Raw genomic sequence first — 13,133 nt, 5'->3', positions numbered from 1 at the left:
CTGTCACCGCACCCAACCTCCGTGGACAGAACAACTAGGGCCTTTCGTGCGGCTGTCTGCTGTCACGTGGTCGCGGCCGCGCCCCGGTGGCCCCGGGTGAAGCGGATGCCCACCGTGTCGCCGCCGGTGACCACGAAGCGGCCGCCCTCGCAGCGGATGACGGCCTCGTCCACCTCACCGCGCTCGTCCCTGCGCTCCTCGGTGCGCAGCACCGTCCAGCCGCCGTCGGGCGGTTGCGGCAGCCGTGCCATCGCGGCGTACTCCCACTGGGCGGCCGGTACGCACCAGTCGGGAAGGCGCGGCCAGGTTCCGGCACCCACGTGCAGGCTGCCGTCGGACGAGCAGGTCAGGAGCACGGACTGGCCGTCGTCCAGCAGGAAGGCGACGGCTTCGGGCTCCCCCATGCGCCCCTCGGGCCGGTAGAAGAGGCCCAGGACGCCGACGATCCGGGCGCCTGCGAGCCATTCGGCGTTCCCCTGCCGTGGGCCGCGCGCCGCTTCTTCCTCGTTGCCGACCCTCATGGCCTGCTCCTTCCCCGTGCGTTCAGCACCCAGGGTGCCATTCTTCGGGCGTGGGCAGGGCGTTCGGGATCACCCGGGTTTGCGGGCCTCGATCAGGAAGCGGGTGGTGTGGGCGACGAACGGCCCCTCGGTCTCGATCCGGTGGTGCAGCGCGGCGAGTTGTGTCCGGTACGCGTCGACGGTGAAGCCGGGCACCATCCAGATCACCTTGCGCAGGAAGTAGACGACGGCGCCGATGTCGAGGAACTCGGTGCGCAGTCGCTCCATCCGCAGGTCGACGATGTCGAGACCGGCCGCCTCGGCCGCGGCACGCGCCTGGCCGGGGTCGCGTCCGGCGCGTACCTCAGGCGGCTGCGGGCCGAGGAAGTACTCGACGAGTTCGAAGACGCTGGCCGGGCCGACCTGCTGCGAGAAGTACGTGCCTCCAGGAGCCAGGACCCGGGCGATCTCCTCCCACCAGGTGGTCACCGGGTGACGGCTGACCACCAGGTCGAAGGCAGCGTCGCCGAACGGCAGCGGAGGCTTGTCCTCGTCCGCGACCACCACCGCTCCCCGCGGATGCAGCAGGGCGGTGGCGCGGGCGATGTTCGGCGGCCATCCCTCGGTCGCCACGGTCAGCGGCGGCAGCTTCGGCGCTGAGGCGAGGACCTCGCCGCCCCCGGTCTGGATGTCCAGCGCCGCACGCGCCCTGCCGAGGCGCTCCCCCATGGCGCGGGCGTACCCCCACGACGGGCGCTCCTCGGTGGCCCGGCCATCGAGCCAGGAGAAGTCCCAGCCGGCCACGGAGACGGCGTCGGCCTCGGCGACCAGGGCCTCGAACCGGTCGTGTTCCGCTGCGGCTGCTGCCTTCGCGTCATCGGGGTGTTCGGTCATACGGGAATGGTGGCAGCCGGGTACCACCGGCCGCGACCGCATTTCCCGCGCGCCCGGCGAGGGCCGGACGGCCGGAGGCCTCAGGCGGCCAGTGCGCCGAACAGGATGCCCAGCAGCGCACCGGCGATCATGAACGGGCCGAAGGGGATGCCCGTCTTGCGCCCGGCCCGCCGCATCACCACCAGCCCCAGCCCGTACACGGCACCGAACAGGAACCCGGCGAAACCGCCCGCGAACACGACGGCCCAGCCGTACCAGCCGAGGGCCACGCCCAGGGACAGGGCGAGCTTGACGTCTCCGAAGCCCATCCCGTTCGGGTTGATGAGGAAGAGCAGGAAGTAGAAGGCGCCCAGGACGGCTCCGCCGAGCAGCGCGGACAGCCAGGCACCGCCGTGCTCGGGCAGCAGGCCGGCGAGTCCGAGGAGTACGGCGGCTGCCACCGCGGCCGGCAGGGTCAGCTGGTCGGGCAGCCGGTGGACCCGGCGGTCGATGGTCGCAAGGAGTACGCCCACGGGAGCGAGCAGCAGCCAGACGACGAGCTCGGGCCGTGCGCCGGTGGCCGCCGCGAGGACGGCGCAGGCGAGGGCGGTGACGACGGGCGCGACGATGTGCGGGGCGTAGCGCGGGCCGCTGCGGCGCGGTGCGGCGGGTGGTGGTGGGGTGTCCGGTCCCTGGGCGCCGTCCGCGTCACCGGCCGGCTCCGGCTCGTCGCCTTCCACCGGCCCGGGCCCGCTGTGCCCGGGCCCGGCGGCCGTCCGCACGGCGACGGCGGCGCCCACCTCGGCGCAGGTCGTGCAGCGCGTGGAGCCGAACCAGCCGCGGGCGGGCCCGGTCAGGGCGTGGCCGGCGGGGCAGGCGTCGCGCCACGCGTCGTCCGGCTCGACGGAGAACCGGTAGGCGGCGCGCGGCACCAGCAGTCCGGTCGCGGCTCCCCAGAGGGCGGCGACCCCTATCAGGATGGCGTACACGTCATCGACCCTAGGCGGCTCGCGGGCACCGGTCATGGGCCCTGGGGCCCACCGCACACCATTACGGACCCAGAGCCCGTCACGTGGCGCTACCGTCATGGCCATGGCTCGATGGCGCAATGGAACAGGGACCCTGACGATCACGGACCGGGACGGGGAGGGCGAGAGCGAGGTGCCGCTTCGGATCGCGGCCTCGTACCGTCACCGGAGCCGTGGGCTGCTCGGTCAGGACGGGATCGACGGAGCGTTGATGATCACCCCGTGCGGAAGCGTGCACTCCTTCCGGATGCGGTTCACGATCGATGTGGCCTACCTGGACCGGAAGTTCAACGTGGTGGCTGTGCACACCATGAAGCCCGGGCGGCTCGGCCTGCCCCGGCTGCGGGCCCGGCACGTGATCGAGTCGGAGGCCGGCGCGATGGCGAAGTGGGGTCTGCGGCCCGGCATGCAGGTGCGGATCGCCCAGCAGACGGACTGAGCTCCGGTCTGCCGCCCATCGAGCCGCCCGTCCGCACGGGGGCAGATGGATGGGGTCCCGGGGCCCATGACGGGGGTCCCTTTGCGCGCCTAGGGTCGAAACCATGTCATCCATGGGGGAGTTGTGTCGTCGGGTGCGCCGGTGGTCGCGTTCTTCGGTGCCGCGTACGGGTGTGCGTTTGCCGGTGGTGCGGCGGCGGGGTGACCGGGGTCAGGGTGCGTTGGAGTACCTGGGTCTGACGCTGGTGGTGGTGGCGATCGTCGGTGCCCTGGTGGGTACGGGGATCGGTGCTGATCTGACGGCGAAGATCGGTGTGCAGGTCTGCCGGATCGGTGGCGGCGGTAACTGTGGTGGTGACAGCGGGAGCCAGGCGCAGGGCGGGGATCGGAATGCTCCGGGGCAGGGTGATCCGGCTTCGGACAAGAATCCTGATGGTTCGCCGAAGTCGCCGGAGCAGGTCGCGTACGACAAGGCGCTGAAGGATCTCCAGGACGCGCAGCAGGACGAGAAGTCCAACAGCGACAAGGCGATCGAGGCGGCGAAGGAACTCGCGAAGATCCTTGCCGACGAGCTCGGGATCACCGACGCGCTGGACTGCATCACCAAGGGCGACATGGGCGCCTGCACCGAGACGCTGATCAACGTGCTTTTGAGCCTGGTCGGTGGTGCGGTCGGAAAGCTCGCCGCGAAGTACGGGGCGCCCTGGAAGTGGAAGAAGGCCTACAAGCTCATCCAGAGCCTCAAGAAGCACGGCGGGGACCTCTACGACGGGCTCAAGGGACTCCTCAAGAGCCGCGGGAAAGTCAAGGACGCCCAGAAGGCCCTCGACGACGCCGCCAAGAAGCTCGACGACACCAAGAAGCCCAAGAAGGACGACCCCAAACCCGACGAGAAGAAGCCCGACGAGCCGAAGACCTGCCCCGTCCGGCACAGCTTCCTCGCAGGTACGCCGGTGCTCCTCGCCGACGGGCGGCGTGTGCCCATCGAACGCGTCCAGGTCGGCGACAAGGTCTTCGCCACCGACCCGGGCAGCGGACGCACCCGGGTGCGCAAGGTCGAGCAGGCGATCACCACCTACGACGACAAGCACTTCACCCGGCTGACGTTCCGGACGCCGACCGGCCCGGGCGTGGTGACGGCAACGGACACCCACCCGTTCTGGGTCGTCGACCAGCGTCGCTGGACGAACGCCGGCGACCTGGCGCCGGGGGCGCGGTTGCGGACCCTCGACGGCCGGACCGCCGTGGTCGCGGGGATCACCCGCTACGACCGGCGGCAGACCACCTACGACCTGACGGTCGCGGGCATCCACACGTACTACGTGGCCGTCGACTCGACCGGCCTCCTGGTCCACAACAACGACCCGGCGATCATCCCGAGGGTCGACAACGCCCGGCTGCAGCAGACGGTCGATGCCCTGTACCACGGGGTCGGCAATGCGAAGCTGGTCGGTGACGGAAGTGCGATGGCCGCGGCGAGCGCCGAGTTCAACGGGGCCGACGGGGTCGAGGGCAGGAACCACCTGAAGAGCACCGCCCAGCTCAAGGCGGCCCTCAACAACTTCCTCACCAAGGACGTCATCCGCCTCAAGGGCGGCAAGAAGGAGACCGTGGTCAGGAGCGAGAAGGACATCAAGACCGCGAAGGCGCTCATCCAGGCGATCGACGACGCCCAGCTGGGCAAGTACAAGGGGTACAAGAACTACCCCGGGCTCGAGGAATGCTGATGACCCCAGACATGCCCCCGGACGCGACCGCTGACGGGGCCCCGGACATGCCCCCGGACGCGACCGCTGACGCGTCCCCTCACGCGACCCCGGACGTGCAACTGGTGAAGGACCTCGTGGCTGAGATCCCCGCCTTCGAGGACCTCTACGAGACGCATGTGTTCAACCAGGACGGGGTGCTGCCCCACGTCTTCTTCTGGGACGTCACCCAGGAGACGGTGCAGTCCTACCTCGGCCTCGACGCGGACGCGCCGGACTGGCGGCGCACCCTGCGGTTCCTGGAGGAACAGAGCGCACAGGACGTACCCGGGATCGACGAGGTCGTGGTGACGTCGTTCCTGGAGTACCTGCCGTTCCCCGGGAAGCCGGGGCACGAGATCGTCGGCGAGTTGGGGCCCGTCATGGCGGCGAAGTTCGCGAAGGTACGCCCCGCCGGATGACGTACTGAACGACGAACACGGGCGGGCCGCCCTCCCTGTTGGGGAGAGCGGCCCGCTCTTGTCATCCGTCCTGCTCGGCTGCCTGCCTACAGCAGGTTGTAGATCTGGAAGCCGTGGCCGATCTGGGCCGGGCTCCCGAACACGCTGCCGGCGTTGCCCGTGCCGGAGTACCGGAACAGGTCACCGTTCGGCTTGCGCGCGATCAGGTCCGCCACGCCGTCCGCGTTGAGGTCGCCGACCGACAGCAGACGGTCGTACGTGTTCCAGCCGCCGCCGATCCGCGTGCGGGTCGCGAACGGCACCTTGTAGTCGCCGGTGCCCTTGTACAGCCACAGGACGCCGGACGTGTCCCGGGCGACGATGTCGGGCTTGTTGTCGCCCGTCAGGTCGCCCTGGCCGGCGAGCTGGGTGTACTGGCCCCAGCCGCCGCCGATCCGCGTGCGCGGGGTGAGGTTGCCGTCCGCGTAGCCGAGGTAGCCCCACAGCACGCCGGCCTTGTCCAGGCCGATGAGGTCGGCCTCCTGGGCTCCACCGATGCTGCCGGGGGAGAGGATCGTGGGATAGATGTTCCAGCCCGTGCCGACCTGCGAGTTGTGGTACTCGGAGTCGTCATCGATCCAGCTGTAGGTCAGCTTCCCGTCCTTGTGGACGGTCCAGGTGTGGTCGCTCCACCCGTCCTTGTCGTTGTCGACACTGATCGAGTCGGCGAACGCGTCGAAGCCGGACGTGACGAACTCCCCGGGCTTGAAGCCCCCCTGGTTGTCCGTCCAGTACATGTACAGATCGCCGGTCTGCTTGGTCACGCCATCCATGGCAAAGCTGGGCGTCTCCACCGTGCCGGCCGCACGGGCCGCCGGAGCCGCGCCCTGGGCCTTTCCGGCCTGCTGCTCGGCACCGGCCGAGGCCTGTGCCCGCTCGGCCGCACCGGCGGGGTCACCGGAGGCGAACGACGTACCGGCTGTGGCGGCCATGGCCACCGTGGCGGCGACGGCGGCGAGAGCGCCGCGAACCGTACGGCGGCGTCGATTACTGATCATGGAGGATCCCCCCTGGAATCTGCTCTGCGTGCTCAACAGCACATGGTGCGTACTGTCGTTGAGCGGAAGCCTCTCACGAGGGTCTGACAACGCCCCGACCGGTGCCGGGTGGCCTCGGCCTGCCCTGCCGGCGCCCGTCTGTCAGCCTCCCTGGAGGCTCTGTGATGGATGGACCGGCGTGTACGTCGTGCTGCACACCGACGACAGGCCGAGCCATCTGGGGATCTTCGGGTACTCGGGAGACTGAGGAGGCTCAGTCCCCGGCGGGGGCGAAGGAGATCATCCGGGCGCTGCGGTGTGCGTCGTCACCGTTCACCATCGACGGCGTGATGACGATCCGGCCGTTCGTATAGGCCAGGTTTCCCGAGAGCATCCCGTACTCCGGCTTCGTCGCCGACGCCGGGTGGCGCAGTACCTCCTTCTCCGTGTCGGCACCGCCGGGGCCGATCCGGAGGATGCGGCCCGGCCTGCTCATGCCGGCGCCCTCGTACACGAGGACCGCCTTGCCGGCCTCCGGGCGCAGCGGGTGCAGCCTGCCGCCCGTATCGGACTTCACCCCCCAGACGAGCTTTCCGTCGGTGAGGTCGTACGCACCGACCCGGTCGGTGCCGCCCAGCGCGACGAGGCCGTTGCCGACGACGGCGCCCGGGCAGTTCTGGATCCCCTGACCCGCGTCCCCGGAGTCGCCGCAGTACGCGAAGCCCTTCGGCCTGGGGTCGATGGTCCGGCCGGGCTTTCCGCCGGGGCCCAGTGCGACGACGCGCCAGTCGTCCTCGCGGCGTTCGGCGTGGAGAGTGGTGAGGACGACCGGCTCCACGGAGAGCACCTTGCCGGTCTTCCAGCCGGGCCGGGTGCGGTACTGCCACAGCGTCCGGCCGGTGGCGGGGTCGATCCCCCGGAGCCGGCTGTACGGGGACTCCGACCCGGCCGCACAGCCGTAACTCACCAGGAGCCGGGGGCCGCCCGCGACATCGTCGGGGTAGCACCCGCCGGTCTTCTGCATGGGGATGTCGTAGAGCTCGGCTCCGTCACTGATCCGGTAGGCCGTGGCCTTCATGCTCTGCACGATCGCGAGGGTGCCGCCGCTGATGGCGCTGTGCACGATGATCGTGCCGTCCATGGAGCCGGTCTCGGTGAGCTTCTTGTGCCAGCCGGCCCTTCCGGTGCGCAGGTCGATCTCCTGGACCTGGTCGCACCGGCTCTTCGCCCGGTTGTGGTGCACCACGACGACTCTGCCGTCAGGCGTGGGGTTGACCGGCGTCTCGCAGACGGTGCTGGGCAGCTTCAGGCTCCAGACCTGGGCGCCGTCGGAGAGACGGTGGGCGACGACCCTCCTGTCCACGGCCTGGACGACGGTGTCGCCGACGATCCACAGGTCGTTGAGCAGGATGTTGCTCCGGGGCAGATCGGTCGGGTCCTCGACGATCCACGCCTTCGCGTCCCCGGGTTCGCGCCCCGCATTGATCTCGTCCGTTGTCGGGATCCGCTCCGGCGCGGGTGAGGACCCAGCCGGCGAACGGGACGACGTCCCCGGTCCGGAAGTGCCGGAAGCCCCGGAGGGCTTCGGCGTGCCCTTCGCCACGGGTGCCGCCGGCTGCTCCTTGCCGCTGCCGCCGTCTGTCAGGACGTACGCGCCTCCGGCCGCTGCCAGCAGGAGAACGGCGGCGACGGCGGTGGCCACGGGGCCCCGGCCCGGGCGTCCCCGCCGGGGCGGACCGGGCGGATCCTGGCCCCGGCCCTGCTGGGCGTACGGGTTGTGCGGCACCGGTCGCTGCTGCGGTTGTGGCGTGTACCAGGGCCCTGGTGTGGGCGGCATCGGCGTCCCCCTCGCTGACGTACGACTCGGTCCGGACGTCACGTCCGGGGCCGGAGTCCGTTCCGGCGTCAGCGTAATGAGGGCTGCGGCGGCGAGTGTGCGCATTGCTCACATTGACGTTTCGGCGATGCGCCGGGCGCGGGCCGCCGCGTTGACAGCCGCCGGTGTCGGCGTCGCCGATCCCCAGCGCTTCCGCGCGAAACTCGCCTAAATGTCACCCGAGTTGAACGCGCACTTCGACTACGAGGAAAAGGAGATCGTGCCCCTGCTGGCAGACATCCCCTGGCCGCCCGCACCACCGACCGGTACGGAAGGGGGCACCGACGCCGGTACGGAAGGGGATGCGGCCGCCGGTACGGAGGGGGGCGCGGACGCCGGCACGGCGAAGTGACCTGACGGCGTCGGGCCGGGTGCCGCGGTGGTGGCACCCGGCCCGGCCTCCCGCTATCCGAACCGCTCCACGGGCGTGCGCGCGCCCGCCCGGAATTCGGTCAGGGCGACACTGATGTCGTGCGCCGACCCGGAGAAGAGCACCGACCGGTCGGCCGCCACGAGGATGGTCCCGCCGCCGCGTACCTGGTGCACGACAGCCACCGCGTCGTCCTCGGGCAGCAGCACATGGCCGAGAGCGGCGTCGGGCGATATGCGGCGGTACAGGGCCTCACCGAACTCGATGAGCTGCCGCTGCTCGGCTGTGGGCGGGGCGGCGGCCGGCCCTTCGCTCGCCCCGGTCATCGCTTCACTTCGTCATCGTCGTGGACCGCGGCGAGCTCCGCGATCAGGTCCGCGTCCCGCATCCCCGGCAGTACGTACCCCTCGGCCTCGTCCCACGGGACGTCGAGATCGTCCATGTGCACGCGCCACTCCGCACCCGGCAGGGCCCGGCGCAACTCCGTCACGGAATCCAGCACATGGGCGATCACGGGCAGCAGGCGACCGGGATCGAACGGCATCTTGGTGGACCCGCCGACGATCTCCCGCGGCTCGGAGCCGGGCGTCTCGTACAGGTAAAGGCTCTCCTCCTCCTCGTACGGGAAGGACGCCATGTGCGCGGCGACGACGCGCTCGACGGCTGCGGACTCGGCCTCGGTCAGCGGCGTCGCGCGCTGCGCGTTGTAGTAGAGGGAGACGCTCATGACGGGAGCGTACGACGCGGGTGTGACAACGCCGCCCGGGGATCTGAGCCGGAGGCGCGGCACGCCCGGGACGGGCCCGGAGTTCGGTCCCGGCCCTGTCGTCGGACGCGGCGGGCAGGCCGGGCAGGAGGGCGAGCGCGGCGGAGACGAGTCGCGCCGACGCCCTCGGGTCGGCCCGGACCGCCCGGACCAGCACGTCCGCCTCCATCGGGGCCGGCTTCCGCCCACAGCGCCTCCACGTCGGCCGGGTGGACGGGGGAGCGACGGCCCGTGCCGTCTGCGGGGGCGACCGTCAGGCGTACGGCTCCGAGTGCGACGGCGTCCTCCGAGAGCGTGCGCACGTACCGAAGCCCGTCGACCGGCTCCGGTCCGGACTCCCGGCAGGCGGCCCGTACCTGCGCGACGGTCGGCCCGTCCGTCCACGCGAACGCCCACGCCCCCGCGGAACGGGTCCACCCGGCCTCGACCTCCCCGTGGCGGTTGCGGTCGAGGCCGAACCGTACGGTGAGCACACGGGCGAGTCGGCGAAGGCGTGTCGCGGGGTCGGTAGCCATGGGTGCCCAGTACCGTCCGCGGGTGCCGCACGCGCCCGCCATCCGGAGGAATCGGGTGTACCGGGTGCGAACGGGAGCAGAAGAGGAAGGGCAGTACACGGCGTCACCAGGACCGGACGCCGGAGCGCTTCGCCGTCGCCCCGCGGGCCTTGCCGCTGTCGTCCCCCGTGAGGCACCCGACCGTGCCGACCCTTCTACGTCCCCGGAGCCCACCCGTGTTCACCAAGTTCAACGGCGCCCTCACCGGCTCGCCGGCCCGGGCGTCCGGCCGGACCGGAAGGCCACGGCACTGGCCCGTCGCGCTCCGGCGGACGCCCGTCTCCCTGTGGAACGACGACCTCTCCGACTGGGCGGCGGCCCTCACGTACTACGCCATCCTCGCGCTGCTCCCCGCGCTGCTGGTGACGGTGTCCGTCATCGGGCTGACCGATCAGGGGGCCACGAAAGCGCTGATCGCCGACATCACGGCCTTCGCCCCGGCGGAGTCGGGCGCCGCGCTGCGCCAGCCGCTGGAGGCCGCCACCCAGCAGCGCACCGCGGTCTGGCTGCTGGTCGCGACCGGGACCCTCAGCGCGGTCTGGTCCGCGTCCAGCTATCTGGCCGTGTTCCGGCGGGCGCTGCATGCGATGCACGGGGTGCCCGACACCCGGCCCGCCCTGCGCAAGGCCCACATCATCGTCGCCTCCGCGATCGGGCTGCTGCTGCTCCTGATGACCAGCGCGTTCGCCCTCGTGCTGTCCGGGCCGCTGGCCCGCTGGCTCGGGCACCGGATGGGGCTCGCGCACCTGGGGGACGCGGTGTGGGCGGTGCTGAAGTGGCCCGTACTGCTCTGCCTGGTCGCCTGCCTGATCATGGTTCTCTTCCGGACGGGACCGGCGTCCGCGCGCGGTACGCGGCAGGGACTGCCGGGCGGGGTGCTGGCGGCGCTGCTGTGGCTGGTGGCCTCGGCGGGATTCGCGTTGTACGCGACGTACGTCGGGTCCTACAGCCGGCTCTACGGGTCACTCGCCGGGCTCGTGGTGTTCCTGATCTGGGTGTGGTTCACCAACCTGGCGCTGCTGACCGGCGCCCAGTTCAACGTCGAGCTGGACCGCGCGCGGAGCGGTGCGACGCAGGGCCACGGCCGACCGGACGGCCCCGGTCGCATCGACCCGTGATGCCGCCGACGGCGTCCCGGACGATGCCGAACCGGCTGTCGCGCCGGGCCCCGTGCGGCATTGGGGTCCGCCGTGGGCCCGTGGGCCCACGCACCGGGCGGTGGCGCTCATTACGCTCGTGCTGACCAGGCGCGAGCCCCTCGCAACGCTGCCCGACCGGCGGTGTGACGTGGTGCGCTCGCGTGCGCAGGGATCTCCACGCTCTACCTGACCAGCAGGGCGGCCACCTCTCATCCGGCATGTGCCGGGGTGAATCCGGGGTGCCCGGATTCTCTTCATGAGGTGACGTGTCGATGAGTGACGGATTCTTCTACTCGTACCACCTGGGCTGGAGCCGCCCCGACGCCGAGTCGCTGCTCGGCGACCTGGAGGCGGCGGGTGTACGGCCCGATCATCCGGTCACCCGGCGCATCACGCTGATCGGGCCGGGCTCACGGCCCTCCGTCACCCAGTCCTGGGTGACGCGGGACCAACTCGTCCTCCTGGCCGGCCTGCAACGCCTGGACCAGGTCGACTTCCTGCTCTGGCTGCCCAGCGGCTCCGAGGTGCCCGCCCGGGTGCGGCGGACGGACGACGGCACGGTGGAGCTGCGGTTCGCCCTCGGCGGCCTGAGGCGGGACGAGCGGGAAACGGTCGTCCGCGCGGTGCGCGAGGCGATCGGGAGGGCTTCGCTGCTGTGTGTCGGCTTCGTGGTCGACCGGGAGGGCGCGTCGGCGGCCACCGACTGGAGGGGGTTCATCGTGAGGGGGACGGTGTACTTCGACCACTGGCCGGACACCCTCGCGGTGCAGCCGGAAGTAGCAGCCGTGCAGCCGCAGTTGAGCGGGGTGAACTCGTTCGAGCAGTCGCCCTGGGTGGTGTACGGAAGTGACGTGCCCAACCGGTAGGCGCCGCGTGTCGTGGTTCTAGCCGACGGCCCCCGCCATGGCGAGTGCCGCGACCATGCCGGTGGCCACGAGGATCCCCCCGACGTAGCCCGTGGCGGTGGCTCCGCCGTCACGCCAGTAGTACGGGGCGGCCTGCGACGCCCCCATGTCGCTGTCGTCCATCAACCGGTCGACGGCCAGGCCCACCGCTGCTCCGGTCACCAGGGTGACGACGGGCAGCAGGACCGCCTCCATGTCGGAGAGCTGCCCCGGCACCGCGTACCCGTAGCCGAGCGCGGCCAGCGGCACGCCGAGGGCGGCCGACAGGTACAGGGGGCGGGAGTCGCGCTGCTCCGCCGGCAGGATCCGGGTGGCGGCCAGCACGGTGAGCAGGGTCGTGAGGACGGCAGGCACGTGCTGGAGCGCCAGCCGCCACGTGAATACGTCCAGCCGTTCGTCGGTGGCCAGCAGGTCGACGAGCCCTCGGGAGACCACGTATCCGGCGATGACGTGGACCACCGCCCCGACGGCCCAGCACCGGGCGAGCACCAACAGCGGCCCGCCACCCGCTCTTTCCGTACGGCCGGGTCCGTGCCCCGGGGGCCGGTGCCCCGCGCTTCCGTTCTCCCAGCCGCTGCCACCGTTCACGGTTTCTTCCTCTCCGACGTCCACTCACCCGGCCCGTTCCTGGCATGCTCCGAACAACGGGCGTTCCGAGCGTACGACTGCGTGACCAGGCTGACCTGGGCCTATGGCCCCAAAGTTGGGCCCAAGGGCGGCCGGCGAGGTCGAGGAGGCTTCAGTCCCGGCTGCACGGAGGCGGCGTCAACCAGGCTCTGCGGGAGTGATGTTGGGCCCGTGGGCCCAAGCTGCGACCGAGGGATTCGCATTAGTGTACGAGTATGAATGGTGCGGGTGGGGGCTGGGCGGAGTCCGTCGAGCGTGCGGTGCAAAGGGGATCGAGGCCGGTGACCGCCGGTCGTGCCGGTGGCGTCGGTGGTGGTGGAGCCTTCGGGCCGTGGGAGGCCGGGCGCGCCCCGGCGCCGCGGTCCTTGCTCTGGATACAGGGGATGCAGTGGATTCAGTTCGGACTGTCCCTGCTCTATGTGCTGACCGTGCTGTCGATGGTGTCCTACGTCAACGGTGAGCTCCTGGGCGTGCTGTTGTACGACTCGCTGCCGAGCGTGGTCGCTGTGGTGCTGGCCCGTCGCGCGGCGCGGGGCGGTGTGTGGGTGGCCCGTGGGCTGGTGGCCGTGCAGTGCTGGCTGCTGTGGCTCTCGTTCGTTTCCCTCCTGCACATGGACTACCGCGGACTCACCCAGACGGCCATTCCGGTCGCGACGTTGGTGCTGCTGCGCAGTGCGGAGGCGCGTGACTGGTTCGCGTTGCCGGCCGGGCAGCGTGAGGAGCCGAGGGCCTTCCGTGTTGAGCGGATGATTCTCTGGCGGCGGGACCGCGGGCAGACGGCGATGGAGTACCTGGGTCTGGTGCTGGTCGTCGCGGCGGTCATCGGGGGGCTCGTGGCGACGGGGATCGGCCAGGAGCTGACGCAGAAGATCGG

14 protein-coding genes and 1 pseudogene are annotated in these 13,133 nt (G+C 71.2%); 7 read left to right on the top strand and 8 right to left on the bottom strand.

The features are described 5' to 3' along the window. Positions 1 to 62: 62 nt before the first annotated feature. The 3 genes from JGS39_RS31015 to JGS39_RS31005 form a co-directional block, all read right to left on the bottom strand. Positions 63 to 521 carry a hypothetical protein gene (locus JGS39_RS31015; protein WP_219573053.1) on the bottom strand — a complete coding sequence of 153 codons (459 nt, stop codon included), beginning with the start codon at positions 519 to 521 and terminating at the stop codon, positions 63 to 65. A 69-nt stretch (positions 522 to 590) separates the two neighbouring features. Then, on the bottom strand, positions 591 to 1,394 hold the full coding sequence (locus tag JGS39_RS31010; RefSeq protein ID WP_219573050.1) for a class I SAM-dependent methyltransferase: 804 nt from the start codon (positions 1,392 to 1,394) through the stop codon (positions 591 to 593). A gap of 80 nt (positions 1,395 to 1,474) precedes the next feature. After that, complete coding sequence (locus tag JGS39_RS31005) at positions 1,475 to 2,362, bottom strand: prepilin peptidase (protein ID WP_219573048.1); 888 nt, start codon at positions 2,360 to 2,362, stop codon at positions 1,475 to 1,477. Between the two features lie 103 nt (positions 2,363 to 2,465). Between JGS39_RS31005 and JGS39_RS31000 the strand changes: the two genes are divergently transcribed. The 3 genes from JGS39_RS31000 to JGS39_RS30990 all read left to right on the top strand — a co-directional run bounded on the left by JGS39_RS31000 (position 2,466) and on the right by JGS39_RS30990 (position 5,006). Beyond that, a complete protein-coding gene (locus tag JGS39_RS31000) occupies positions 2,466 to 2,840 on the top strand; it encodes a DUF192 domain-containing protein (RefSeq protein ID WP_219573046.1) in 375 nt (124 codons plus the stop codon). 220 nt (positions 2,841 to 3,060) lie between these two features. Continuing rightward, a complete protein-coding gene (locus JGS39_RS30995; RefSeq protein ID WP_219573044.1) occupies positions 3,061 to 4,566 on the top strand; it encodes a Hint domain-containing protein in 1,506 nt (501 codons plus the stop codon). Next, positions 4,566 to 5,006: a hypothetical protein gene (locus JGS39_RS30990; RefSeq protein ID WP_236064415.1), complete on the top strand. Its 441-nt coding sequence runs from the start codon at positions 4,566 to 4,568 to the stop codon at positions 5,004 to 5,006. The genes JGS39_RS30995 and JGS39_RS30990 overlap by 1 nt, the downstream gene beginning before the upstream one ends. Positions 5,007 to 5,092: 86 nt before the next feature. On the opposite strand, the gene JGS39_RS30985 is transcribed toward JGS39_RS30990, so the two are convergent. After that, the gene (locus JGS39_RS30985) at positions 5,093 to 6,043 is read right to left on the bottom strand and encodes an FG-GAP repeat domain-containing protein (protein WP_236064414.1); all 951 of its coding nucleotides are present in this window, start codon (positions 6,041 to 6,043) and stop codon (positions 5,093 to 5,095) included. Between the two features lie 253 nt (positions 6,044 to 6,296). Then, positions 6,297 to 7,859, bottom strand: coding sequence for an outer membrane protein assembly factor BamB family protein (locus JGS39_RS30980; protein ID WP_219573042.1), 1,563 nt, complete (start codon positions 7,857 to 7,859; stop codon positions 6,297 to 6,299). 211 nt (positions 7,860 to 8,070) lie between these two features. Here JGS39_RS30980 and JGS39_RS30975 point away from each other — a divergent pair, with 211 nt between their 5' ends. Then, positions 8,071 to 8,250 (top strand): hypothetical protein, encoded by a 180-nt coding sequence (locus tag JGS39_RS30975; RefSeq protein ID WP_219573040.1) that lies wholly within the window; start codon positions 8,071 to 8,073, stop codon positions 8,248 to 8,250. 53 nt (positions 8,251 to 8,303) lie between these two features. On the opposite strand, the gene JGS39_RS30970 is transcribed toward JGS39_RS30975, so the two are convergent. Continuing rightward, a complete protein-coding gene (locus JGS39_RS30970) occupies positions 8,304 to 8,594 on the bottom strand; it encodes a hypothetical protein (RefSeq protein ID WP_219573038.1) in 291 nt (96 codons plus the stop codon). Beyond that, positions 8,591 to 8,995, bottom strand: coding sequence for a hypothetical protein (locus JGS39_RS30965; protein ID WP_219573034.1), 405 nt, complete (start codon positions 8,993 to 8,995; stop codon positions 8,591 to 8,593). The genes JGS39_RS30970 and JGS39_RS30965 overlap by 4 nt, the downstream gene beginning before the upstream one ends. 769 nt (positions 8,996 to 9,764) lie before the next feature. On the opposite strand from JGS39_RS30965, the gene JGS39_RS30960 reads away from it, so the two are divergent. Beyond that, positions 9,765 to 10,706 (top strand): YihY/virulence factor BrkB family protein, encoded by a 942-nt coding sequence (locus tag JGS39_RS30960; RefSeq protein ID WP_219573031.1) that lies wholly within the window; start codon positions 9,765 to 9,767, stop codon positions 10,704 to 10,706. A 293-nt stretch (positions 10,707 to 10,999) separates the two neighbouring features. Further along, positions 11,000 to 11,593, top strand: a complete 594-nt coding sequence (locus JGS39_RS30955; protein WP_219573028.1) for a hypothetical protein — start codon at positions 11,000 to 11,002, stop codon at positions 11,591 to 11,593. Between the two features lie 18 nt (positions 11,594 to 11,611). On the opposite strand, the gene JGS39_RS30950 is transcribed toward JGS39_RS30955, so the two are convergent. Then, entirely contained in the window at positions 11,612 to 12,220 is a 609-nt protein-coding gene (locus JGS39_RS30950; RefSeq protein WP_219573025.1) for a hypothetical protein, read from the bottom strand. Between the two features lie 422 nt (positions 12,221 to 12,642). Between JGS39_RS30950 and JGS39_RS30945 the strand changes: the two are divergent. Then, positions 12,643 to 13,133: pseudogene (locus tag JGS39_RS30945) on the top strand (Tox-REase-5 domain-containing protein); the annotation flags it as partial.

This window comes from Streptomyces poriferorum (assembly GCF_019399235.1).
Classification (GTDB): Bacteria; Actinomycetota; Actinomycetes; order Streptomycetales; family Streptomycetaceae; genus Streptomyces; species Streptomyces poriferorum.
This window is presented reverse-complemented; position numbering and strand designations above follow the sequence as displayed.